The organism is Ignicoccus hospitalis KIN4/I (assembly GCF_000017945.1).
Lineage (GTDB): Archaea > Thermoproteota > Thermoprotei_A > Sulfolobales > Ignicoccaceae > Ignicoccus > Ignicoccus hospitalis.
The window spans coordinates 1,048,772-1,069,413 of record NC_009776.1; the positions used below are offsets into that span (position 1 = coordinate 1,048,772).

Annotated in this window: 28 protein-coding genes, 2 tRNA genes and 1 pseudogene; 18 read left to right on the forward strand and 13 right to left on the reverse strand. The window is 58.1% G+C overall.

Going from position 1 to position 20,642, the window contains the following annotated elements:
• Position 1: 1 nt before the first annotated feature.
• Complete coding sequence (locus tag IGNI_RS06040; RefSeq protein WP_012123315.1) at positions 2-1,060, reverse strand: NAD(P)-dependent glycerol-1-phosphate dehydrogenase; 1,059 nt, start codon at positions 1,058-1,060, stop codon at positions 2-4.
• 90 nt (positions 1,061-1,150) lie between these two features.
• Between IGNI_RS06040 and rpl18a the strand changes: the two genes are divergently transcribed.
• From rpl18a to IGNI_RS06080, 8 genes are read left to right on the forward strand one after another with little or no spacing between them, the layout of a single operon-like run.
• A complete protein-coding gene (gene rpl18a, locus IGNI_RS06045; RefSeq protein ID WP_012123316.1) occupies positions 1,151-1,465 on the forward strand; it encodes a 50S ribosomal protein L18Ae in 315 nt (104 codons plus the stop codon).
• Positions 1,456-1,923 (forward strand): prefoldin subunit alpha, encoded by a 468-nt coding sequence (pfdA, locus tag IGNI_RS06050; protein ID WP_052570291.1) that lies wholly within the window; start codon positions 1,456-1,458, stop codon positions 1,921-1,923. Before rpl18a ends, pfdA begins: the two co-directional genes overlap by 10 nt.
• Entirely contained in the window at positions 1,871-2,893 is a 1,023-nt protein-coding gene (gene ftsY / locus IGNI_RS06055; protein ID WP_012123318.1) for a signal recognition particle-docking protein FtsY, read from the forward strand. The genes pfdA and ftsY overlap by 53 nt, the downstream gene beginning before the upstream one ends.
• Entirely contained in the window at positions 2,890-3,084 is a 195-nt protein-coding gene (locus IGNI_RS06060; RefSeq protein WP_012123319.1) for a protein translocase SEC61 complex subunit gamma, read from the forward strand. The genes ftsY and IGNI_RS06060 overlap by 4 nt, the downstream gene beginning before the upstream one ends.
• Complete coding sequence (locus IGNI_RS06065; RefSeq protein ID WP_012123320.1) at positions 3,084-3,527, forward strand: transcription elongation factor Spt5; 444 nt, start codon at positions 3,084-3,086, stop codon at positions 3,525-3,527. Before IGNI_RS06060 ends, IGNI_RS06065 begins: the two co-directional genes overlap by 1 nt.
• Positions 3,528-3,534: 7 nt before the next feature.
• Positions 3,535-4,044, forward strand: a complete 510-nt coding sequence (locus IGNI_RS06070) for a 50S ribosomal protein L11 (RefSeq protein WP_012123321.1) — start codon at positions 3,535-3,537, stop codon at positions 4,042-4,044.
• A 32-nt stretch (positions 4,045-4,076) separates the two neighbouring features.
• The gene (locus IGNI_RS06075; protein WP_052570559.1) at positions 4,077-4,724 is read left to right on the forward strand and encodes a 50S ribosomal protein L1; all 648 of its coding nucleotides are present in this window, start codon (positions 4,077-4,079) and stop codon (positions 4,722-4,724) included.
• 6 nt (positions 4,725-4,730) lie between these two features.
• A complete protein-coding gene (locus IGNI_RS06080; RefSeq protein ID WP_012123323.1) occupies positions 4,731-5,771 on the forward strand; it encodes a 50S ribosomal protein L10 in 1,041 nt (346 codons plus the stop codon).
• Here the strand turns inward: IGNI_RS06080 and IGNI_RS06085 are convergent.
• Positions 5,760-6,338, reverse strand: a complete 579-nt coding sequence (locus IGNI_RS06085; protein ID WP_238374130.1) for an SAM-dependent methyltransferase — start codon at positions 6,336-6,338, stop codon at positions 5,760-5,762. The genes IGNI_RS06080 and IGNI_RS06085 overlap by 12 nt on opposite strands.
• A gap of 45 nt (positions 6,339-6,383) precedes the next feature.
• On the opposite strand from IGNI_RS06085, the gene IGNI_RS06090 reads away from it, so the two are divergent.
• Both IGNI_RS06090 and IGNI_RS06095 read left to right on the forward strand, forming a co-directional pair.
• Positions 6,384-7,544, forward strand: coding sequence for an RsmD family RNA methyltransferase (locus tag IGNI_RS06090; protein ID WP_012123325.1), 1,161 nt, complete (start codon positions 6,384-6,386; stop codon positions 7,542-7,544).
• A 45-nt stretch (positions 7,545-7,589) separates the two neighbouring features.
• A complete protein-coding gene (locus IGNI_RS06095; protein ID WP_148202274.1) occupies positions 7,590-8,138 on the forward strand; it encodes a hypothetical protein in 549 nt (182 codons plus the stop codon).
• Positions 8,139-8,156: 18 nt separating this feature from the next.
• On the opposite strand, the gene IGNI_RS06100 is transcribed toward IGNI_RS06095, so the two are convergent.
• Positions 8,157-8,265: transfer RNA gene (locus IGNI_RS06100), tRNA-Lys, on the reverse strand.
• A gap of 807 nt (positions 8,266-9,072) precedes the next feature.
• Between IGNI_RS06100 and IGNI_RS06110 the strand changes: the two genes are divergently transcribed.
• Complete coding sequence (locus tag IGNI_RS06110; protein WP_012123327.1) at positions 9,073-10,311, forward strand: FprA family A-type flavoprotein; 1,239 nt, start codon at positions 9,073-9,075, stop codon at positions 10,309-10,311.
• On the opposite strand, the gene IGNI_RS06115 is transcribed toward IGNI_RS06110, so the two are convergent.
• A complete protein-coding gene (locus IGNI_RS06115; RefSeq protein ID WP_012123328.1) occupies positions 10,308-11,096 on the reverse strand; it encodes an NAD-dependent epimerase/dehydratase family protein in 789 nt (262 codons plus the stop codon). The genes IGNI_RS06110 and IGNI_RS06115 overlap by 4 nt on opposite strands.
• A 133-nt stretch (positions 11,097-11,229) precedes the next feature.
• On the opposite strand from IGNI_RS06115, the gene IGNI_RS06120 reads away from it, so the two are divergent.
• Complete coding sequence (locus tag IGNI_RS06120) at positions 11,230-11,418, forward strand: hypothetical protein (RefSeq protein ID WP_052570298.1); 189 nt, start codon at positions 11,230-11,232, stop codon at positions 11,416-11,418.
• A complete protein-coding gene (locus tag IGNI_RS07820; protein WP_187145956.1) occupies positions 11,419-11,586 on the forward strand; it encodes a hypothetical protein in 168 nt (55 codons plus the stop codon).
• Positions 11,587-11,743: 157 nt separating this feature from the next.
• Here the strand turns inward: IGNI_RS07820 and IGNI_RS06125 are convergent, their stop codons facing one another.
• From IGNI_RS06125 to IGNI_RS06135, 3 genes are read right to left on the reverse strand one after another with little or no spacing between them, the layout of a single operon-like run.
• Positions 11,744-12,190: a hypothetical protein gene (locus tag IGNI_RS06125; protein WP_012123329.1), complete on the reverse strand. Its 447-nt coding sequence runs from the start codon at positions 12,188-12,190 to the stop codon at positions 11,744-11,746.
• Positions 12,187-13,320: an enolase C-terminal domain-like protein gene (locus IGNI_RS06130; protein WP_012123330.1), complete on the reverse strand. Its 1,134-nt coding sequence runs from the start codon at positions 13,318-13,320 to the stop codon at positions 12,187-12,189. The genes IGNI_RS06125 and IGNI_RS06130 overlap by 4 nt, the downstream gene beginning before the upstream one ends.
• Positions 13,321-13,326: 6 nt before the next feature.
• Positions 13,327-14,430: a class I SAM-dependent methyltransferase gene (locus IGNI_RS06135; RefSeq protein ID WP_052570301.1), complete on the reverse strand. Its 1,104-nt coding sequence runs from the start codon at positions 14,428-14,430 to the stop codon at positions 13,327-13,329.
• Between the two features lie 58 nt (positions 14,431-14,488).
• Here IGNI_RS06135 and IGNI_RS06140 point away from each other — a divergent pair, with 58 nt between their 5' ends.
• The 4 genes and pseudogenes from IGNI_RS06140 (at position 14,489) to IGNI_RS06150 (ending at position 16,347) form a co-directional block, all read left to right on the forward strand.
• Positions 14,489-15,160: a glycerophosphodiester phosphodiesterase gene (locus tag IGNI_RS06140; protein WP_012123332.1), complete on the forward strand. Its 672-nt coding sequence runs from the start codon at positions 14,489-14,491 to the stop codon at positions 15,158-15,160.
• A pseudogene (locus tag IGNI_RS08000) lies at positions 15,157-15,426 on the forward strand (ribonuclease P protein component 4); the annotation flags it as partial. The gene IGNI_RS06140 and the pseudogene IGNI_RS08000, both read left to right, overlap by 4 nt.
• Positions 15,427-15,463: 37 nt before the next feature.
• Entirely contained in the window at positions 15,464-15,781 is a 318-nt protein-coding gene (locus IGNI_RS06145) for a YhbY family RNA-binding protein (protein WP_083756936.1), read from the forward strand.
• Positions 15,778-16,347, forward strand: a complete 570-nt coding sequence (locus IGNI_RS06150; RefSeq protein ID WP_012123333.1) for a metallophosphoesterase family protein — start codon at positions 15,778-15,780, stop codon at positions 16,345-16,347. The genes IGNI_RS06145 and IGNI_RS06150 overlap by 4 nt, the downstream gene beginning before the upstream one ends.
• On the opposite strand, the gene IGNI_RS06155 is transcribed toward IGNI_RS06150, so the two are convergent.
• The 6 genes from IGNI_RS06155 to secY form a co-directional block, all read right to left on the reverse strand.
• Entirely contained in the window at positions 16,344-17,135 is a 792-nt protein-coding gene (locus IGNI_RS06155) for a class I SAM-dependent methyltransferase (protein WP_012123334.1), read from the reverse strand. The genes IGNI_RS06150 and IGNI_RS06155 overlap by 4 nt on opposite strands.
• A 52-nt stretch (positions 17,136-17,187) precedes the next feature.
• Positions 17,188-17,685 carry a hypothetical protein gene (locus tag IGNI_RS06160; RefSeq protein ID WP_012123335.1) on the reverse strand — a complete coding sequence of 166 codons (498 nt, stop codon included), beginning with the start codon at positions 17,683-17,685 and terminating at the stop codon, positions 17,188-17,190.
• 44 nt (positions 17,686-17,729) lie between these two features.
• Entirely contained in the window at positions 17,730-17,948 is a 219-nt protein-coding gene (locus IGNI_RS06165; RefSeq protein WP_012123336.1) for a PolB1-binding protein PBP2 family protein, read from the reverse strand.
• A 179-nt stretch (positions 17,949-18,127) separates the two neighbouring features.
• On the reverse strand, positions 18,128-18,403 hold the full coding sequence (locus IGNI_RS06170; RefSeq protein ID WP_012123337.1) for a 50S ribosomal protein L34e: 276 nt from the start codon (positions 18,401-18,403) through the stop codon (positions 18,128-18,130).
• Positions 18,404-18,436: 33 nt separating this feature from the next.
• A complete protein-coding gene (locus IGNI_RS06175) occupies positions 18,437-19,033 on the reverse strand; it encodes an adenylate kinase (RefSeq protein ID WP_052570563.1) in 597 nt (198 codons plus the stop codon).
• An 8-nt stretch (positions 19,034-19,041) separates the two neighbouring features.
• On the reverse strand, positions 19,042-20,481 hold the full coding sequence (secY, locus tag IGNI_RS06180; protein ID WP_012123339.1) for a preprotein translocase subunit SecY: 1,440 nt from the start codon (positions 20,479-20,481) through the stop codon (positions 19,042-19,044).
• Between the two features lie 65 nt (positions 20,482-20,546).
• On the opposite strand from secY, the gene IGNI_RS06185 reads away from it, so the two are divergent.
• Positions 20,547-20,633 (forward strand) — tRNA-Leu (locus IGNI_RS06185).
• Positions 20,634-20,642: the final 9 nt, after the last annotated feature.

A 20,642-nucleotide genomic window follows, 5' to 3' on the forward strand; every position in this document is an offset into this window, starting at 1 on the left:
GTCACTTTATCACTCCTGTGGTGCGCGCCAGTCTCTCCGCGGCTTCTCTGGTCAAGCCGTCGCTGCCCAAGATGGTGTACCTCTCGGGCCTTATCTTGTGAGCTATGGTGAGTGCCTCTATTATTTTCTCGTCCTCCACGCCTAGCTCCTCCGCCGTAGTAGGCAAGTTCAAGTCCCTCAGAACCTTCCTCACCTTCCTCCAGAGCTTGGAGCCGTGTAAGTAGAGCATCATTATCGTCCCGACGCCCACTTGTTCGCCGTGGAGCGCCGGCCTGTTCGCTATGACGTCCAAGGCGTGGGAGAACAAGTGCTCGCTCCCGCTTGCCGGCCTGGAAGAGCCGGCTATGCACATGGCTACTCCGGAGGAGATGAGTGCCTCCACCAAGATCCTCAACCCGTCCTCGCTCAAGGCCTTCAACAGCGGAGAGTACTTGAGGACGTGCTTTGCGCTCATCAGTGCGAGGGAGGCGGCATAACTGCCGTAGTACTCCCCCTTCAACACGTGGGCGAGCCTCCAGTCGCGCACCGCGGAGAACTTCGCCAGCACGTCCCCTATGCCGGCCCGGTTGAGCCTCTCCGGGGCCCTAGCTATGACTTCGATGTCCGCGACCACGGCTATGGGAGTCTTTGTCTTGACGCTGGTCGGCCCCTTCAAGCCCTTGAGGCTGGAGAACGGGGAAGCTATGCCGTCGTGGCTCGTGGCGGTGGGCACGCTCACGACGTCCCTCCCGAGCTTCATAGCAACGTACTTGGCCACGTCTATCGCCTTCCCCCCGCCGAAGCCCACCACCACGTTGGGTTCCCCGTTCAACCCTTCCAACACCTTGTTCGCCTCCTCAACGGACGGCTCCACGACGGTCACGAAGTCTACCTTGAACCCCTCCTTTTCCAACAGCCCTTGGAGCTCGTCGCCCCACTCGGACCACACGTGAGGGCCGGTGACCACGAGCACCTCGCCGCCGTCAAAGCCCAAGGCCTTGATGACCTTCGGCAGCTCCCTCCTCGTCCCTCGGCCCACCACCACTCTCTTCATTAGCTCTATCTCGTGGCGGTCCCTCAAACGATGCCTACCGGGGCCCCTTAGGGAGGGACGCTAATGAGGTGTGAGCCATTAAAAAGCCCCCAAGGGGGCCGCTGAGGGGTAACGAACGTGAGCGACGTCAAGTTCTTCAAGATTAGGGGCTATATGCTGGTATCGCACGACAAGAACCCGAGGTGGCAGGCCTTCGAGGTGGTGAGGAGGGGGACCAAGCCCGAGGAGGTAGTGGAGAGGGTGCTCTCCGAGCTCGGCAGCAGGCACAAGCTGAAGAGGTACCACATAAGGGTTGAGAACGTACAAGAGGTGAAGGAGGAGGAGATAGAGGACATCTACTTCCTCCAGCTGGCCCACTTGAACAGCTGGGAGGCCTACGACGCCCACAAGGTCTGGAGGAAGTACAAGCTGGGCTGGGGTGCGTGGAAGTGAACGTCCCCCAAGAGAAGCTGGAGGAGCTCCAGAAGCTCCAAAGGGAGTACGAACAGCTCCGGGCCCTACAAGCCAGCCTCGCGGTCGAGGTGGAGCGCCTCAACGCCTTCAAGAAGGACGCCGAGCTGGCGGCGGGGGAGCTGGAGGAGCTGAAGGAAGAGAAGGAAGCCTTGGTCCCTATGGGGCCCGTGTTCGTGAAGTCTAAGCTCCAGACCAAGGTGCTTTACCCGTTGGGAGCCAACGTCTACTTGTCCACGAAGCCCGAAGAAGCCGTTCAGAGGCTCAAAGAGGACAAGAAGAAGATCGAAGAGCAGCTGAAGCTCCTCGAAGCAGAGCTGGCTAAGGTGACCCAAGCGCTGACTTCAATAGAAGCCAGGGTCGCCGAGATCTACCGGGAACTGAACGTTGCTGGGGCGCCTAAAGAAGGCACTCAAGGGACTGGTCAACGAGGTAGCTAAGAGTACCAAGGAAGTAACCGAGGAGAAGCCGGTAACCCCGGAGGAGAGGCCGAAGGAAAAGAAGGAGGAGAAGAAGGGCCTTTTAACGAAGTTAAAGGACACAATAGTTTATAAAGAAATAGACGTAAAGAAGCTAGAGCCTCTCCTGGAGGAGTACGTACTGACGTTGAGCGAGCTGGACGTGGCCTACGAAGTCGCGGAGGAATTGATAGAAAACTTCAAGAAGAACTTAGCCGGCTTGAAAATAAAGAGGGGGGTCGACGAGAGGGAAGTGATTGAGAAGGCGTTAAAAGATGCAATTCTGGGCTTGATAAGCGTACCCGCGTTCGACTTGATCGAGGAGGCCAAGCGGGCCCAGAGGGAGGGCCGGATACTTAAAATCATGTTCATGGGTGTTAACGGAGTTGGGAAGACCACGACCATAGCCAAGGTCGCTTACGCGATGAAGAGGGCCGGGGTCACCCCGGTGCTGGCGGCCGCGGACACCTTTAGGGCCGGGGCGGTGGAGCAGCTCAAGGTACACGCGGAGAGGATGGGGGTACCAATAATAACCAAGCCCTACGGGAGCGACCCGGCGTCCGTGGCCTACGACGCTATAGAGTACGCCAAGGCGAGGGGGTTTAACGTAGTTTTGATAGACACTGCCGGGAGGATGCACGTAGACGTGGACTTGATGAACGAGCTCCGGAAGGTCGCTAGGGTCGCAGAGCCGGACTACAAGGTCTTAGTCTTGGACGCCTTAACCGGCAACGACGCAGTCGAACAAGCGAAGTTCTTTGACGAGGCCGTGGGCGTCGACGCTGTAATATTGACTAAGGTGGACGCAGACGCCAAGGGGGGAGCGGTCTTGAGCGTCGCAGCTACCATAAAGAAGCCCGTCCTATACTTGGGCGTAGGCCAGAACTATGAGGACTTGATAAAGTTCGACCCCAAGTGGTTCGTGGAGCGGCTGTTGGGTGAGGAGAAGTGAAGGACTTGAACCGCTACCTAGAGCAGTTGAGGAACTTGATGAACGACTGGAGGACCATATTGGCCTTGGCGAGCAAGCCCGACGAGGACGAGTTCAAGACGGTTTTGAAGGTCGTAGGCCTAAGCACGTTAATAATTGCAGCCTTGGCATACATAATAAGGCTGGTCATAGTGTTAATGCTCTACGGGTGATGGGGGTGCCGTTCTTCCCGGTAAGGACCGTGAGCGGGAGGGAAATTGACGTTGCACTGCTAATTGAAGAAAGGGCGAGAGCAAAGAACTTAGACGTGAAGTCCGTCATAGTGCCCCCGAGGATTAAGGGGTTCGTCATAGTGGAGAGCCCCGCCCACTTCGTGGTGGCAGAGGCGGTAAGGGGGATAAAGTACGTCAGAGGGGGGCCCGGCAAGAAGATATCGTTGGAGGAGGTGCTCAAAATGATAAAGCCCGTGCCGATAATAGAGACCGTCGAGGTGGGCGACATAGTGGAGCTGGTGGCCGGCGTCTTCAAGGGCGTGAAGGCGAGGGTTGAAGCCAAGATACCGGAGAAGAACGAACTGGTCCTCAGCATAGTGGAGGCGGCTTATCCGTTGCAAATAACAGTCCCCGCGGACTACGTGCGGCCGGTGCGGAGGTGAAGCGGGGATGCCCAAGAAAGTGTTAACCTTCAGCGTCGAGGGCGGCAACGCCAAGCCCGCGCCCCCGATAAAGCCGGCGCTGGAGTCCGTAGGCCTGGACCCCAACGAGGTAGTTCAGAAGATAAACGAGGTCACCAAGAGGTACAAGGGGTTTACCGTAACCGTAAAGGTGATAGTTGACCCGGACACCAAGGAGTACGAGATAGAGGTGGAGCCTCCAAACATAACTGAGCTCCTCCTAAAGCTGGCGGGCGCCAAGGCCCCCTCCGGGGACCCGATACACCAGAAGGTCGGCGACCTGCCCTTCGAGAAGGTAATAGAGGCGGCGTTGCTCAAGGCTCCAGAGCTGACGGCTAAGACCTTGAAGGGGGCCGTAAAGACCGTACTCGGGACCGCTAGGGCTATAGGGCTCACGGTGGACAAGATGGACCCCAAAGAGGTGACGCGGCTGGTCGAGGAGGGCAAGTACGACGAGCAGCTCAAGAAGTACGAGCCCGAGTGGGAGGCAGTCAGTTAAAACCCCTCTCAGTGGTGAGGGAGGGTCCGAAGTTGTTAGTGGACGAAGCCCTTTTGGAGAGGGGCGTCAAGGAGGCCGTAGAGAGGAGCAGGAAGCGCAACTTCAAGGAGTCCGTGGACATGATAGTGGTATTGAAGGACATAGACTTGAAGGGGCCCGAAGGGAGGATAAGGGAGGTGGTGGAGCTCCCGCACGCCCCCAAGAAGGAGGTCAAGATATGCGTGGTGGCCCACGGCGACTTGGCGCTACAAGCGAAGAAGATGGGCCTGACCGTGGTCACCAGGGACGAGCTCCAACAGATGGACAAGAAGGCGGCCAAGAAGCTCGCGAAGAGGTGCGACTGGGTGCTCGTTCAGACGGACTTGATGGGCATAGCGGGTAAGGTCTTGGGCCCCGCCCTGGGCCCCAGGGGGAAGGCCCCGGTCCCCCTGCCCCCCAACGCGCCTCTGGAGGCCTTCGTCAAGAGGTACTCCAAGTCTGTAAACTTGAGGATTAGGAAGCAGCCGCAAGTGATGTGCAGCATAGGCACGGAGGACATGGACCCCAAGGAGCTGGCGGAGAACGCGGCGGCCGTCTTGGGGGCTCTGGAGAGGAAGCTCCCCAACCCTCAAAACCAGATAGCTAAAGTTATAGTGAAGACCACGATGGGACCGCCGGTGCTCGTTCTGAGCAGGAGGTGAAGGGCGTTGAGCGCGATCACCGGCAGGGTCTCCACTTACCACAGGGAGAAGTTCCCCGAGTGGAAGGTAAAGCTGGTAAACGAGGTAAAGGAGAAGCTGAAGGAGAACGACGTAGTGCTGGTACTGGACCTAGTGGAAACTCCAGCGAACTTGGTACACAAGTTTAGGAAGAAGTTCAGGAAAGAGCTCCCCTACATGAAGGTAATAAAGAACAACTTGGTGAGGAAGGCGTTTGAACAGAGCGGCATTGAGATGCCTAAGGAGATGGATGAGCAACTGGTAGGCTCCAACATGTTCATATTCACTAACGACAACCCCTTCAAGCTGGCCCTCAAGATATCTAAGTTCAGCATGCCCGCCCCCGCCAAGCCCGGCGACGTGGCCCAGAGCGAGATAGTGGTCCCGGCCGGCGACACCGGCCTCACCCCGGGCCCCATACTCTCAACCTTCGGTAAGCTGAAGATCAAAACTATGGTCAAAGGGGGTACCATACACATCGCCAAGGACACTGTGGTAGCGAAGCCCGGGGACGTGATCTCGCCGGAGCTCGCGAGCCTCCTCCAGAAGCTGGGCATAACGCCCATGGAGCTAAAGATGAAGATCAAGGGAGCTTACATAAAGAGCTTGAACAGGTGGGTGCCCGCAGAGGAGCTGGTGCTCGACCTGAACAAGTACAAGGAGCAGATACAAGAAGCGTACACCAACGCGCTGGCCTTGGGAGTGAGCATAGCCTACCCGGTGCCGGAGGTGCTGAAGCTGAGCGTGGCGAAGGCGTTCCAGGACGCGCTGAAGGTAGCCGTGGAGGCGGGCTGGCTCACCAAGGAGACCGCGCCGTACTTGCTCAGCAAGGCCTACGCGCAAGCGCTGGCGCTGGTGGGCGCTCTGGGCGACAAGGCGAAGGAGCTCGGAATAGAGGTGGAGGTCCCGGCCGCGCCGGCGCCGGAGGCGAAGGAGGAGAAGAAGGAGGAGGCGGAAGAGGAAGAAGAGGAGAAGAAGGAGGTCTCGGAGGAGGACCTCTCCGCGGGCCTCGGGGCGCTATTCGGCTAACCTCCTCCTCTTCAAATACTCCTTTACTTTTTCCGAGAAGAACACCCCCCCTCCTATCACCGGGTACGCGTAGGGGAGCTCTTCTACCACCTTCATGCCCATAACTTCCCCGACCTCCACTTCCAAGCCCACTACCTTCTCTATTTCGCTCAGCTTCTTACCTCTCTTAATCAACCAAGCCACGGCCACCGCGCCGTCTATGGAGAACTGCTCGGGGCCCAAGTTCCTCACCAGAACCCCCTTGGGCAGCAGCTTGCTGGTCAAGAGCTCCCACGTCCTCCCCTTAGGGGGGTGGGCCCCCAAGATCCCGCCGACCACCACGGTCCCAGAGGCCTCATCGGGAGTGAGCTCGCCCTCCCCCTTGGGGTCCAGAACGACCCAAGGCCTCGGCATGTGATCTATAATTTCGACCACGCTCCTCTCCTCGAAAGGTATTCCGAGTTCCTTCAAGGACTCCTTCAGCCTCTCGTCCTTTACGTTCGTTATTAAAAGTTCGTCGCCTACCAGCTCGTAGGCGTGCTCGTACTCGTAGAGCAGCCACTCGCTGAACTCCTCCAAGTTTTCCACTATTATCAAGCCGCTCCCCCGGAGGGGCCCGCGGGGGAAAGTAAATTGTCGGGGCCGGACTACCCCATAGAGATAATAGAGGAGGGGAAGGTCAAGCTCGCAGTCCCCAGGATGAGCGACTACTTGAGGCCCGACGGGGTCTACGAGCCCGCCCACGCGCCGGTGTTCTACAACCCCAAGGCTAAGTTCAACAGGGACGTGGCGGTCGCCATGGGGGCCGCCCTCAAGGAGAGGCTGGGGAGGCTGGAGGTCTTGGAGCCCTTGGCCGGCTCGGGGGTTAGGAGCTTGAGGTACGCCGTAGAGGCCGGGGCCGACAAGGTGCTTGCGGTGGACGCCGACCCCAAAGCGGTGGAGCTGATAAAGTACAATATAAGGTTAAACAAGCTAGAGGACAAAGTAAAGGTCTTGCTCGCAGAGGCGAACGCGGTCTTGCACTCCCGGGAGCTCAGGGGAGGCTACTACGACTTGGTGGACGTGGACCCCTTCGGCTCTCCCATGCCCTTCGCCGACGGGGCGATCAGGGCGGCCCGGAGGAGGGGCTTGGTGGCCTTCACCGCGACAGACACCGCCCCCTTGACCGGGGCGAGGCCCCAGTCGGCCTTGCGCAAGTACGGCGCCTCCGTTAGGAGGACTCCCTTTTCCAAGGAGGTTGCAATAAGGGTCTTGATAGCTGCTTTGGTGAGGGTTGCGGCTGTGAGGGAGGTGGCACTCAAGCCCGAGGCGGCGTTCTTCAAGGACTACTACGTGAGGGCCCACCTCACCGTCGAGAGGGGGGCGAGGAGGGTCGAGGAGGCCTTGTCCCAGCTGGGCTACTTGTTCTACCGCCCGGACTACTCCGTCGAGGTGGTGAGGGGCTACCCCCTCCCCGAGAGGGTGCCCGAGGGGACCGCCTTGGGCCCCCTTTGGCTGGGCCCCCTGACCGGCCCCTTGGCCAAGAGGGCCGCGGAGCTGGTCGGGGGCGAGGTCAAGCGCTTCTTGGAACACTTGATAGAGGAGGACTCCGTGGGCGTGCCGTACTCTTACAAGGTTGAGAGGGTCGCGAGCATATTGAAGGTTAACATGCCCAGCCCGAAGCTGGTCGTGGAGGAGCTCAGGGCTGCGGGCTACAAGGCCTTATTGGCCCACTACGACCACACCTCCGTTAAGACCGACGCCCCGGCGGAGGAGGTCTTCAAGGTCGTGAAGAAGCTGAGCCCGCGGCCCTAACCGTTAAGCTCGGGCCCCGGGGCTAGCCCTTAGGTGGTCCGCGGGATGAGCGTAGTGGAGAGCGCTGAGGCCGAGCTCAAGGAGGCGGCGGCCCAGTTCTACGAGAGGAAGCAGCTCCTAGCCTTCGCCGCTTCCTACGCGCTCGCCTCCGCCTTGGGCGCGGCGCTCAAGCAGCCCGCCGTCGCCGGGGCGGGCTTGGCCCTCGTGGGGGCTTCTGCAGTCTTGTTCAAGAAGATCATAAGCAGCAAGATAGAGGCAGTCAGAGAGGCGTGGGACTTGTTGCTGGACATAAAGGGCTTGGACACCAAGCTAATACAAAACCCGGAGGAGAGGAAGGAGCTGGAGGAGCTGATACAAACGAAGTACAGCAAGTTCAAGCGTGTCGTGGCGTACGTGAAGGACGTCGCCGAGGAGTTGAAGGGGAAGGCCTCGCTCGCCTTCGCCCTCTACGGCGCCGGCAGCGGGCTGGCGAGCTCCTCCCTCGCCTTCAGCTTACCTTGGCCCGTGTCCTTAGCTACTTACGCAATCATGACCTTGTTGTTCGTAACGCCGCTTCCGAGCATAGTGTACGAGTTGAGGGAGGTGGTGACGTAGGAGCCCTTGGCCGCCGTGTGGCGGGCCCGCCGGGATTTGAACCCGGGACTTCCGCGGCGGGAAACGGGCCAAGCCCCGCCTCTACGGGTTAAGAGCCCGCCGCTCTACCAGGCTGAGCTACGGGCCCGCTCCGTGGGCTTGGAGACCGGTGGGGGTTAATAAAATTTTAGCACACGTCTCGCACTTTCCTCAAGGCTTGTGGAAATCTGAGGGCGAGTTACTTATCGGACCTTAGGAGCTTTTGCGTAACGCGCTTTTTGTGGTCTTTGTCTTTATTAGAACCTCGGGTTGTGTTTTTCGTTATCTTTTAGGAGAACTATCTTTCCAATCTCCCTTGAGACTCTACAGGAGGCGGTGAACAAGATAGAGGAGGTCCTCGACAACTACTCCTTTCCATTCTCTCTTGAGACTCCACCAGGGTTAATGCGGTTTATCAACGGCGGGGGTAGGCGTGACCTTTCTATCCTCTCTTGAGACTCCACACGAAGAACAATTGGTACTTTATAAATGAGAGACTGAAGACCTTTCTATCCTCTCTTGAGACTCCACCGAGCCCTTCCATATAAAGCTCCAAGGTCTTTCCCTTAAAAGAATTGCGTTCTACCCCAAACTTACAATTCCCCAAGCTTTTCCCTTTATTCAAGAAAAATTTCCTCTGCCCTTCCCTCCATGATCTTCAGCGTTCCCATGAAAAGATATAAGGGGGTTTGAGAGAGTGAATAGTAATGGTGCGCTTTCGAACATAGAATGTTCCCATATGGGTGAAGGTTGAAAAGGAAATGAGTAAGTGGAAAAGTTTGGTGATGAGTTACACACTAATTTGAATTAGGAGTTGTCTTACAACTAAACGCGGAGAAGTACGCTTTCTCCGAACCCCGCGAAGGGCTCGGGTCGAGGGGTCGTTACATGAAAACAAATTTCTCGCGGGAGGCCGTTGTCTAGGAGGAGAGACGAGTTGGTAATGTACCACGTGGCCAAAGTCACTGAAGACTTGTACGTCCTCAGGGTGGACGACCGCTACACCAAGTACTTCGAAGCCTTGTGGGAGATACCCGAAGGCATAACGTACAACGCCTACCTACTCAAAACTGACGAAGGCGACGTGCTCTTCGACGCGTGGAAGAGGCAGTTCTCCAGCCACTTGATGGAGGCCTTGGAGAGGGTTACCTCGCCAGACCGGCTGAAGTACGTGGTCGTCCACCACATGGAGCCGGACCACACGGGAAGCTTGGAGGACGTCCTTCGCTGGGCCCCCAACGCGAAGGTCTTGGGCCACCCACTGGCCGGGAGGATGATGAACGCCTACCCCAAGGCCAAGGAGAGGTTCAAGCCGGTCAAGGACGGGGAAGTGCTGGAGGTAGGCGGCAAGAAGTTGAGGTTCGTCCACACCCCGTGGCTGCACTGGCCGGAGACCATGATGACGTGGCTTGAGGAGGAAGGGGTGCTGCTAACTTGCGACGCCTTCGGGGGCTACGGGATCCCGCTCTCCCTCTTCGACGACCAGTGCGTAAAGCTGGAAGAGATGATAAGAGAAATGAGGAAGTACGTAGTTACGGTAATAGGACATTATAGAGAGTGGATAGATAGGAACATAGCCAAGCTCGAGAAGCTCGGAATAAAGCCAAACGTGGTGGCCCCGGCCCACGGACTCATATGGAGGAAGAACGTCGACAGAGTATTCCAAGTATACAAGGACGTGGGCAAGTCCAAGCCTAAGGAGAACAAGGTGCTTCTGGTGTACGCCTCCATGTACGGCACCGTGGAGAAGGTCGCGAGGGGGGTGGAGTGCGAGCTCGTTAGGGAAGGGATGGAGGTAGCGGTTTACGGCTTCAACGACACCTCCAGGCCGTACATCTCTGAAATACTCACGGACGCTTCCGACGCGGAGGTCGTGGTGTTCGCCACCCCGACGTACGAGGTGGAGGCCTTCCCCTTCTTGAAGTTCGTAGCCCAAGAGCTGTGCTGGAAGGTCGGCAACGGCAAGAAGGCCGTCTTGATCTCCAGCTACGGCTGGTCCAGCGCCGCGATAGAGGACCTAAAGAAGACCCTAGAGAACTGCGGCTACAAGTCAGTGGCCGAGGTGAAGTATAACGCCATAGGCCCCACTGCCATAACGGACGAGGCCGTAGCGGAGATAGCCAAGAAGGTGGTAGACGCCATCAAGAGCAGCTAGCACTTGAGCCTCCTGCTCTCGTACCGGTACCTCATGACCACCAAGGCGTGCGCGACGGGCCTCAAGGCTTTTATTACTGCCTTAGGGGGCTTGAGGTCGTAGGCCCTAAAGCCCAAGTCCCTCAAAGTGCCGTCCACCGCCAAGTACCACCCGGGCTCCGAGGCCGCTCTTTCTATTGCCTTTGCCACACACTCGGCGCTGCTTACGTTCATGTTGGGGACCGGTAGGGACCTCTCCCTCGCGAAGTTCAAGAGCTTCCACTCCGGCCGGTAGGCCCACTTGCCCACTATTAGGGCGGGCCTCACTATGGAGCCCCCCTCCCTCCAGACCGCTCTCTCGCCCTCAGCCTTGGTTTCGGAGTACTTCCCCAAGGGAACGCAGCCCTTCAAGAGTTCCCCTTCCTCCCTTACCTTGCCCCCCTCCTCACAAGCGTCCGCGAGCCCCATCGCCGCCACGGAGCTCACGTAAACGTACTTGAGCCCGAGCTCCTTCGCTACCCTCAACGAAATTAATGCCTTGGTCACGTGAGAATCGTACATCTCCTCTCTCTTGCCGAAGAGCTTGCCGGCAGCATAAACTACAGCGTCCGCGCCACACCTCTCCAAGACTTCCCTCAGCTCCTCTTCACTTATTTCGTCAATTAAATACATCTCCTTATCCTTGAAAGCTTCATTCAAGAACGGCCTCTTCTCCGCGCTGGACCTCCGGGCCACCCCGCAAGAGTCCGTTAGCTCCAACAAGTTGGCCCCCAGGTAGCCCCAAGCCCCGACGACGGCGAGCTTCAAGGGACCACCTCCCTTTCCTACCCGGAGCTCTCCCTTACCGGGACTCCCCTAATTTTCTATCGCAGAGATAGTTCTTTTCTCAAAAATAAGAGAAATTAGTTCTCCTTTTGTAGAAGCCCTCGAGGGATGGCGCGTGGCTAAGATGAACGCCCACATGGAGGCGGAAATAGACGACCAAGTTTTGGAGAAGATATTCGGCGCCCTGAGCGCCAAAGGGGTAAGCAAGGTAGTGATGGAAATAAAGGACGTCCAAGGGAAGCTAATAATTACCGCCGAGCCCACCGAGGAGAGCGTAGTAGAGGCGAAGAAGGGAGGGGAGTAATTGAAGTTAGTGCTAGTGGTCGAAGTGGACGAAAAGGCCACGAGTTTTTTGGAACGCACCCTTGGAAACGCGAAAGTAAAGTTCGTGCTCGAGAAGCTCGAGGTAGAGGTCAACGCCGGGGGAGAGGAAGTTAAGGTGCTCAAAGTGGGGCCCGAGTGCCTTCAGTAGCTTTTTCAACAACTGCCGAACAGAGCGTTAGACACCGACCTTTAAGGGACGGCTCGAACTAACGCTTGGGGTCTAACGTGCAGACCGCAGTTCAACTCCCCAAGCCCAAGCCCTCCGAGGAGGAGCTCGAGCTCTACCTCGCAGAGGCAGCCTTGAGCTATAGGTGACAGCCCTTCTTCAGCCCCAACTCTTTTAATTTCTTCATAACCTCGTCCACCAAACTCAACACCCGCTCGCGGCTCACCCCTTTCTTCTCCGCCTCTTCCAACACCACCTCCATCACTTTCGAGTACTTCTTGTACTTCTCGTTCAGCTTCCTCCAAGGCACGCCCCTCAGAGCCTCCGCCACCTCACGGTCGAACGGGAGAGCGCCCAAGGCCATTAGGACAGCTATTATTGGGTAGCCCACGTAACCCCTAAACTTGGTGCCGTTGTCCGTGCTGTCGGCCAAGCCCCTCTCTAAGTCTACGCAGACCTCGTAAACCCGGTCGCCCTCGCTCGAGACAACCTCCGCCCTCCCGTCCCCCAGCCTCACCCTCCCGTCGGCCAGCGCGCCCAAGGCTTCCAACACCTTTATCTTGGGCGGGAGCCTCAAGGGCTTCAAAGTACCACCTCAGAAACGGTTACGGAGTCCAAGTAGTCCTCGTCAATTTCGAACAACAGGCCCGGGGAGTCCCTCACCTCCACGAACCCACACTTGACTTCGAACGGGTCCTTCGCCAGCCCCCTCTCGAACAAGTGGTCCTCCGGGCTGAAGTCGGAGGGCTCCAAGTTCCCCCTGGCCAGCGACGCCACGGTCATGTTCAAGCTCCTCCCGACGGCCGTTTCCAGCATACCGCCTATGAAGAAGGGCAACTCGTTTTCGATTATGAGCTCCACGGTTTCCACGCTCTTAACCAAGCCCCCGAACCGAGGGGGCTTGAGGTTGACCCCTAAGGGGGCGCCCACGCCCTCGCTCAAGTAAGCCAGCTCCGCCACCCTCTCCGGCTCCTCCAAGCTCTCGTCCAGAATGACCTCTATTCCCTCGGAGGAGGCCAACTTCGCCGAGAAGGCGACCTCGTGAGGGGGGAAGGGCTGCTCCAACGCGTCCGCGTAAGAGGCGACCTTGCTCAAGTACTCCCAGTGCACGTCCTTCAAGGGGTCGTAAGCGCCGTTGGCGTCGGCCAAGACAGGGACTCCGGGGAACTCCCTCTTAAGGGCCCTTACGGGCTCCACGTCCCAGCCCGGCTTTATCTTCACCTTCAGCCTCCTAGCGCCCCACTCCAGCGCCCTCTCCGCCCAAGCGACGAGCTCGTCCTCGTCCTTAACTATGCCTATGCTCTCTTGGACGGGTATCTTTATCTTCCTCCCGCCCACGGCCTTGACCAAGCTCTCCTTCCTTAAGCACGAGAGTAAAGTGAGGACCGAGTACTCTATCATCGACTTGGCGAAGTTGTTGCCTCTATAGCTGTTGAGCACCTTCAGGAGGCCGTTCACGTCCTCAACCATTTTGATTTTCGGTATAACCAACTTAGCGAATGCGACCACGGAGTCCACGAACTCCCCGCTGTAGAGCGGCTCCGCCTCCGCCGGGGCCTCGCCGAAGCCCTTGCACCCCCCGGCCTCGGCCACAGTTATTACCCTCGTCCCCTCCGCCTTTCCAAAGCTCGTCTCGAAATCTATTTTCATCTTCATTTTTATTACCTTCACTCTGAACGTAATCCCTTCCGGCACGGGCCACGAGAGCAAGTCCACCTCGGCTCACCTCGCGAACAACACGTAAGAGTGGCCGTAGGGGACCTTGTAGAAGGTTATGTGCGGCCTTAAGTAGAGCTTGTAGTCCGGGTTGGCCTCCTTGACCTTCTTCGGGAGGACTATCAAGTCGTCCCACTTGTGGTACGCGGCCAGCGCCAAGTAGGGCTTATACTCCTTCAAGACGTCCTTGAAGGCCTCTAAGGCCTCCCTTTCATAGCCTTCTATGTCGCTCTTGATGAAGTAGGCGTTCTTATCCTTCCCCAAGTTGATTAACTCGCGCGCGTCTGTATCCTTCTTAATCAGTTTATTTATTATAATCATCTCGTTGTTTTTCGACCTCAAGAATTCGCGCGCGAGCTCCTCGTTCCTTCGGGCGACCGCAAGCGCCTCTTGAGAGGCGTCCACCGCGAGGAGCTTGGAGTTGGAGGAGTAGAGCGCGTACCAGAGGGCCGTCTCCCCGTAGGCCGCCCCCAAGTCGACGAACGCCGAGTCGTCGAGCGGCGTCACCCCGCACTCCTCGCACTTGTAGCTCTCGCACGCGAATATCTCTTTTAAGAGACTATCGGAGTTCTCGATCTTGAACAAGCCCCTTATGTCGTACAAGGGTAAATACTTGCCCAAGCCGACTTGCCTTATCCCCCTCTTTTCCAAGTCCACCTTAGGTATGTAACAGAAGGTGAAGGCTTTCGAAACGACCGACGGAGCCATGAACTTCAACAAGTCGGCCAAGGCCAGGTAGTTGAGGAGGTTGACGTAGGTCTCCTTGCTCTCGGCCTCGAACAGCTCGCACGCCTCCACGAACTCCCGCGGCGCCTTTATCAGAGCGTAAAGGACGCCGTGGAAGACCGCAGAGTACATGAAGTAGGAGAAGGTCCAAGGGGGGAAGTGGTGCCATTCTAACGTCCTCAAGTACCTATTGAACATCGTCTCTGTTAATGTCCTCCCCCCGAAGAGGGGGCTCAACTTCCTCAACACCTTCAGCGGGAAGCTTATCGATTCACCCCTGATGAAGAACTTTGTAGTCGCCATCCTTAATGCGAAGTCCTCCACCTTTTCCAAGTATTGAATAAACGTGTCCTCGAAGTTTTCGAGCCGATCGCACGCCCCCATGATCCTTCACTTTTGCGCCCTCCCGGCCGCTAAAAATGCGGTAAGGACGTTGAGGCCCATGATAGTGGGTCACCAAGGGGCTAGGTTCGTGGTGAGGGGCAACACCCTCCAAGCCTTCCGGTACGCCTTGGAAAACGGAGCTGACGCAGTGGAGTGCGACGTGTGGCGCTTGAGGGACGGCAGCTTGGCAGTGCACCACGATAGGGAAGTACAAATAGGTAACAAGAAGTACGACATAAAGTCGTTCACCCTCGGCCAGTTGAAGAGGTACTTGCCTTACGTCCCCTCCCTCAAAGAGGTGTTGTCCCTAGTGGTTGAAGGTTACAAGAAGAGGCTCTTCGTGGAGCTGAAGGACCCCAGCCCCCTGGCCGCGGAGGCCTTGGACAAGGCGCTCGAGGGCTGGGAGATGGTGACCGTGATCTCGTTCTACGCCCCGCAGCTCAAGAGGCTCAAGTACCCCAGCAAGGGACTCCTCTTCACCGTCAGGCCGCTCACCTTGAGGGGGCTCGTGGAGGGCCTCGAGCTGGAGTGGGTGGCCCCTAGGAGGGACATGGCCGACCGGGAGCTGGTGGGGGAGGCTAAGGAGTTGGGGTTAAAGGTCCTAACTTGGCTGCACAACAGGCCGAAGGAGGTTAGGGAGGCCCTCGAGCTGGGGGTGGAGGCCTTCGCCACCGACAGGCCGGACTTGGCGAGGGCTTGGCTGGAGAAGGCCCTAAGGGAGGGAGGATGAAGAAGCGGGAGCTTTTGAAGGACTTGGCGAAGCAGAGGTTTTACGCCCTCGTAGACTTGGCGTTCGAGGAGGCCAGGAAGGGGAGGTTAGAAATAGCTTCTTCCTTGGGGAGGCAAGCCTTCGCGGTGGCCAAGAAAGGGGGTTACAAGGTCCCCCGGAAGGTCAAGAGGAGGTTCTGTAGGAGGTGCTTCGCGCCCCTCGTCCCGGGCGTTACGGCGAGCGTTAGGGTGAGGAACAAGGGCAAGCCCACGGTGGTGGTTAGGTGCTTAAATTGCGGCTACGTTAGGAGGTACCCGGGAGAGCTTGAAGGGGCTGAGGGGGGAGCTGAGCCAGACGAGGGAGACCGTCCACATAGGGAAGAAGGGCGTGACGGAGGAGGTGTTAAAGGAGATAAGGAGGCAGTTGAAGGAGAGGGGGTTCGTCAAGGTGAAGATAGAGAAGAGCGTGATCAGGGTGTTGGAGAGGGACAGGAGGGAGGTGGCCAAAGAGGTCGCCGAGAGGCTGGGGGCGGAGCTGTTGGAGGTGAGGGGGAGGACCTTCATATTGATTGATAAGAACGGAATAAGGTTCTCTGAAATAGACAGGTTCAAGAAGAACAGGAGGAAGGGGAAGAGAGGGTGAAGGTCCTACACGTCTCCGACGTCCACTGCGCCGCCGAGAAGCTCAAGGGAGTTCTGAGGCGGGAGGAGTACGACCTAGTGGTCGCCACCGGCGACTTCGAGTGCTTGAGCGTCGTACACGCCTTGGAGGAGGCCAAGGCCCCCGTGTTGGCGGTCACGGGGAACTTGGACGACCCGGAGATAGCTGACCTCCTGGAGGAGCTCGGTTACAGCGTGGAAAACAAGGTGAGGGAGGTCAACGGCAAGCGCTTCGCGGGCCTCTCCGGCCAAGAGCCGAGGACCTCTGCAGAACTCTTAATGAGGTTGGAGTTCGACGTGTTGTTGAGTCATTACCCACCTAAGGGCGTTGTGGACAAGGCTTGGAACGGGGCCCACATAGGCTTGGTGGAGGTGAGGAAGCTCGTGGAGGAGAAGTCGCCGGAGTTCGTGCACTGCGGCCACGTACACGAGGCGAGGGGGTGGGACGCGTTGGGCCAAACCTTGGTGGTCAACCCCGGCCCTCTGAAGTGGGGCTACTACGCGCTGGTAGATTACGAAAACAAGACGGTGGACTTCAAGAGGGCCTAGGCCCTCTTGGCCACCAGTACTATCCTAGGCGAGGAGGGCTCGAAGGGCTTGCCGGACCAGTCGCCGTAGGCCTCTAAGGGCTTCCACCCTCCCTCCCTAGCGAGCTTGGCGAGCTCGTGGAGCGAGTAGAGGCGGAACTGCAAGTTCAAGGTAACTACCTTCTTCAAGCCGTCCTCTCCCCTCTCGTACACCTCTACCTCGCTTTCATCCATGGACTTCCACGGGTCGTAGTGGCTGTTGACTATCATTACCTTGTCTCCGTGCTCCAAGGTCCACTTGTAGCTCCTCTGGAAGCCCCTCGCCCTGAGCACGGAGTCCCTATTCTCTACATCTAACAAAAGCAGCGCGTCGGGCTTGGAGACCCAGGCGAAGTTGCGGAGTATAGCCCTATCCACCTCGTCGCCGTAAAAGCCGAAGCTGGAAAACCAAGAAACTACGGCGTCGAACCTCAAGTCCTTCACTACCTCCGGGAGCCTCCTCAAGTCGCCCACGACGCACCTAGCCTTGTTCTCCACCCCGGCCCGGGCTATCCTCTCGTTGGCCTCCTCCACGAACTTCGGGGATATGTCTATCCCCAAAACCTCGTAGCCGTACTCAGCTAGCCCGACGGTTATCCTCCCGGTTCCGCAGCCCGCGTCTAGTACCAAGCCGCTCCTAACGCCGTGGGACTTCAGCGCCCTAGCTATGAGGGCCACTTGGGAGCTCGTGGAGGCCCAGACGGAGGGGGGCTCCGCTAGGAGGGAGGAGTAAGCGAACCACCTGACCCAAGTCTCCACTGTCCAGTCCAAGGCCTACCTTCCGAGGAGTTTTGTCCCCGACCAGTAAAACCGTTTTCAAAAATTACTTACACCTCAGCACCGATACTGGGAAGTCCAAGTTTATTGCCCTCGCGTCCTTCTTGTCCTCGCCCTCGAACCAGTAGTATAGGGTGCCGCTCACGATCCTCTGTCCAGGCTCCAAGGCGACTATCCTGACCCTTATGGTCTTCGCCTCGCCGGGCTCTATGACCACGCTGGTGGTCGCCAAGCCGGAGCCTCCCTTTACCCCTTGACCCGCGTAGACCACCATTCCGGGGGGCACCATTATGGTTATCTGCGCGTAAACCCTCGGGTTGAACACCGGGTTGACGGCCGTGAGCTCGTATATCGCGCTCTCGTTAACGCACACCTTGGTCTTTATCGGCCTCAGCTGGACCTCTAAGGCCTTGTAAGCTTTAGCCTTCTCCTCCACGCTCATTTGGTGGTGGCCGAAGAAGTAGAAGAAGGAGAAGGCCGCTAACACTAGCAAGGCCAGGCCCAGCAGCAAGACCGGTACGGTGAGGCCTCTCCTAGCGCTCAACTCTCCTTATCCCGAATATTCCCTCCTATGAAAACTTAATAAGCTCAAACCCTATACTCCTTAGCTAAGGAGTAGCAACCCTCCCCGTGCCTTATTATGCCCTTCTTCACCAAGCTGTCGAGCACTAGCGTGGGCCTCTTTATTCCCTTCCTCCTGAGCTCTTGAAGGGCTATTATCTCGCCCACAGACTTGAAGGCGACGAAGTACTCCACCACGACCTTTTCCTCTTCAGTGAGCTCGTGCCAAGGTATCTCCTTGGGCACGGCGTTCCCTTCATAGCCTCTCCCGGGGAGATATTAGTGCCCCGCCGCGGGTCAGCCCCGCCGAGTCGGGAATCCCCTCCGATGAGGCGGGGAGTTACCGGCGGGGCACACGCTTCGGCGCCGGTGATCTGAGGACCTCACCGATCGGAGATGCCGACCGTCCTCATCAACGCAAAAAACTACTGCACCATCTTGCTTACCGCGTACTTATAAAACTTCATGAGGCACGCGTGGCATATGTAGCCGCCGTAAGGCCTCTCCGGCCTCCTCTCGGTCTTGGAGAGCTTCCTTATCTCCACCGGCCTTCCCCTGGGGACCCCTCCCAAGGGCCTCCCGCAGATCGCGCACCTCGCCGCCTTAGGCTTCCTCTTCTCGAAGTGAACTACAGTCTTGCCCCCGGGGGTCCTCTTGTAGACCCTCCTCCTGCTGCGAGAGCGGTACGCGGGCCTTACCATTTACTTAACCCCCCTCGCGCTCCCCTCAAGGCCTTATATCTTCTCCACGGCCTCCACGAACTTCGCCGCCGCCTCCTCCACCGCCCCTTGGCGGTTGTAGATCACGTTGACGGCCGCTCCCACCAAAACGGCGGAGGCTATAGCAGCGTTCCTGGCCAGCTCCATGAACCTCTTCAAGAAGTCGACGTCGGAGTAGTCGCTCCTCACCCTGCCCTTGTCTCCCCTCTGCCTCTCCACTATTTCCTCCGGGGAGGCTTCGATTACGAAAATTATGGCCGGGTTCAAGTTCTCTATTACATGCTTGGGGAGGCCGGGCCAGACGCCGGTCGGGGTGTTTATGGCGGCGTGGGTGTCGACTATCAAGACCCCCTCGTCGCCCAGCTCCGCCTTAGCCTCCTCTATGATGGCCTTGGCCGCCAAGGCTTGAAGCTCCCTCTGCTGGCTCAAGTTAAGCTTCCTCATCTCGTCCCTGTGCTGCACCCACCCCCTCTCCTTAGCTACCTTGAGCATGTAGTCCCCGAAGTTTGCAACCTTGACCTTGTAACCCTTCTCCTTTAACATCTCCACAGCCTTGCTGGTGACCGTGGTCTTGCCCACGCCGGGAACTCCGGTGGCAATGACTACCCTCATCATGCCCTTCACTCTCCGAGGACCTTTCTGAGTAGGGGATATGTCTCTATCGCCCTCTCGTACGTCAACATAGTATAGTACTGCTGTAAGATCATCGTCGCCAACAAGAGCCCGGTCCCGGTTCCGTAGGCCCCGAATATGTCGGCCACTATAACTAACAAGGCCACGATTATGCTGGACAGTATGGTCAACGGGTATATGTACTTGGCCAGTATCTTTTCCAAGTGCCTCGGGTCGCTCCTCGCCCCGGGGACGTGGAGGCCGGACTCTATCAAGTTCCTAGCTTGGGTCTTCGGGTCCAGCCCCGCCAGCTCGACCCACAAGTAGCCGAAGGCCACGGAGAGGGCGGTCAAGGCGATTCCGTAGGTGAACATCCTCAAGGGCTCGTGGATGAACGCCAAGAGCCCCCTTGGAGGGGTCAAGTAGTAGGCCACCGCGGAGAGCGGGCTCCCGGGGGCGTGGGAAGCGACGGTCTGTATGTTAGCGAATATTATTGCTGCCAACAAGACCGGTATGTTTGTGACGTAGAGCAAGTTGAGGGGTATCTTTATCCTCATCCCCCTCATCTCCTTTACCACGAGGGGTACTTGGATCTTAACTGAGCTCAAGTAGGCTATGGCGGCTATCATAACAACGGTGGCTAAGAAGCCTATTAGGTCCGGCATCGCCCCCACCGGGACTCTCCGGCCGTCGCAGACCACTTGGGTCCCGGGGACCTTGGGGGCGCCGAGGGGGTTGCCCAGTATTACGGAGGCGAGGCCGCACTTGAGCGCCGCAGGCACCAGGCCGGCCCAGATGAGCTGACCGGCTTGGCTGAACCAGCCCGCGAACTCCCAAGCTATCCCGCTGACCACGCTGGCAGCTATGAACAAGCTTATCCCGCTCCCCAGGCCGTAGCCCTTCTGGATCATCTCGTCCATAATTATTACCAGTATAGTGGCGCCCGCCAACAGCAACATGTCGAGGACTATCACCGGCGCGGGGGGAGGGTTGTAAACCACCACCCCGTCGGGGGTCACAGTGGTCCAGAGGCTCCCGGAGAGGACCAAGCCGATTGCCTCGAACACGGCCAGCACTACCGCGAAGCCCTTCTGTGCCAATGTGAACAGCTTCTTATCTTCTGGGTCGGTCAGGTCCAAGTCTATTATTTTCGCTCCCACCAACAGCTGCAAGACCAGGCCGGCGGTCACTATGGGCCCTATTCCCAACTGCATCAGTGTGCCCGCGTTGGCCGCGAACACTATGTTCATCAAGAGGAGGTTGAAGCTCGTCTGCACGCTCACGCCGGGCAGAGGTATGTTGCTCATCATTAGGTAAGCAACCAAAGCGAGGGCGGTCCACGTGAGCCTCTTGTACAAGTTTATCTTTCTCTTAGGCCGAGGGACAGCCGGGACGTAGGTCCCAATTTCCGCCAGCACTTCCAAAGCCTTGCGCCCTAGGTCTTGCACTTCAGCGTCCCCGCCCTCGCCGTGGGGGTTGATTAATAAAAGGGCTCCGGTCCCTTGGGGTCGGAGCCGGGGTGCCCGAGCCCGGAAAAGGGGGCGGGCTTAAGACCCGCTGGCGTAGGCCTGCGTGGGTTCAAATCCCACCCCCGGCACCACCTAAAGGC

Bases quoted from the DNA above. Each gene is read 5' to 3' on its own strand.
- IGNI_RS06175 (WP_052570563.1), bottom strand. From the start codon at position 19,033: ATGAGGGTAGTCATTGCCACCGGAGTTCCCGGCGTGGGCAAGACCACG.
- IGNI_RS06065 (WP_012123320.1), top strand. From the start codon at position 3,084: ATGGGGGTGCCGTTCTTCCCGGTAAGGACCGTGAGCGGGAGGGAAATT.
- IGNI_RS06070 (WP_012123321.1), top strand. From the start codon at position 3,535: ATGCCCAAGAAAGTGTTAACCTTCAGCGTCGAGGGCGGCAACGCCAAG.
- IGNI_RS06095 (WP_148202274.1), top strand. From the start codon at position 7,590: ATGAGCGTAGTGGAGAGCGCTGAGGCCGAGCTCAAGGAGGCGGCGGCC.
- IGNI_RS06170 (WP_012123337.1), bottom strand. From the start codon at position 18,403: ATGGTAAGGCCCGCGTACCGCTCTCGCAGCAGGAGGAGGGTCTACAAG.
- IGNI_RS06140 (WP_012123332.1), top strand. From the start codon at position 14,489: ATGATAGTGGGTCACCAAGGGGCTAGGTTCGTGGTGAGGGGCAACACC.
- IGNI_RS06135 (WP_052570301.1), bottom strand. From the start codon at position 14,430: ATGGGGGCGTGCGATCGGCTCGAAAACTTCGAGGACACGTTTATTCAA.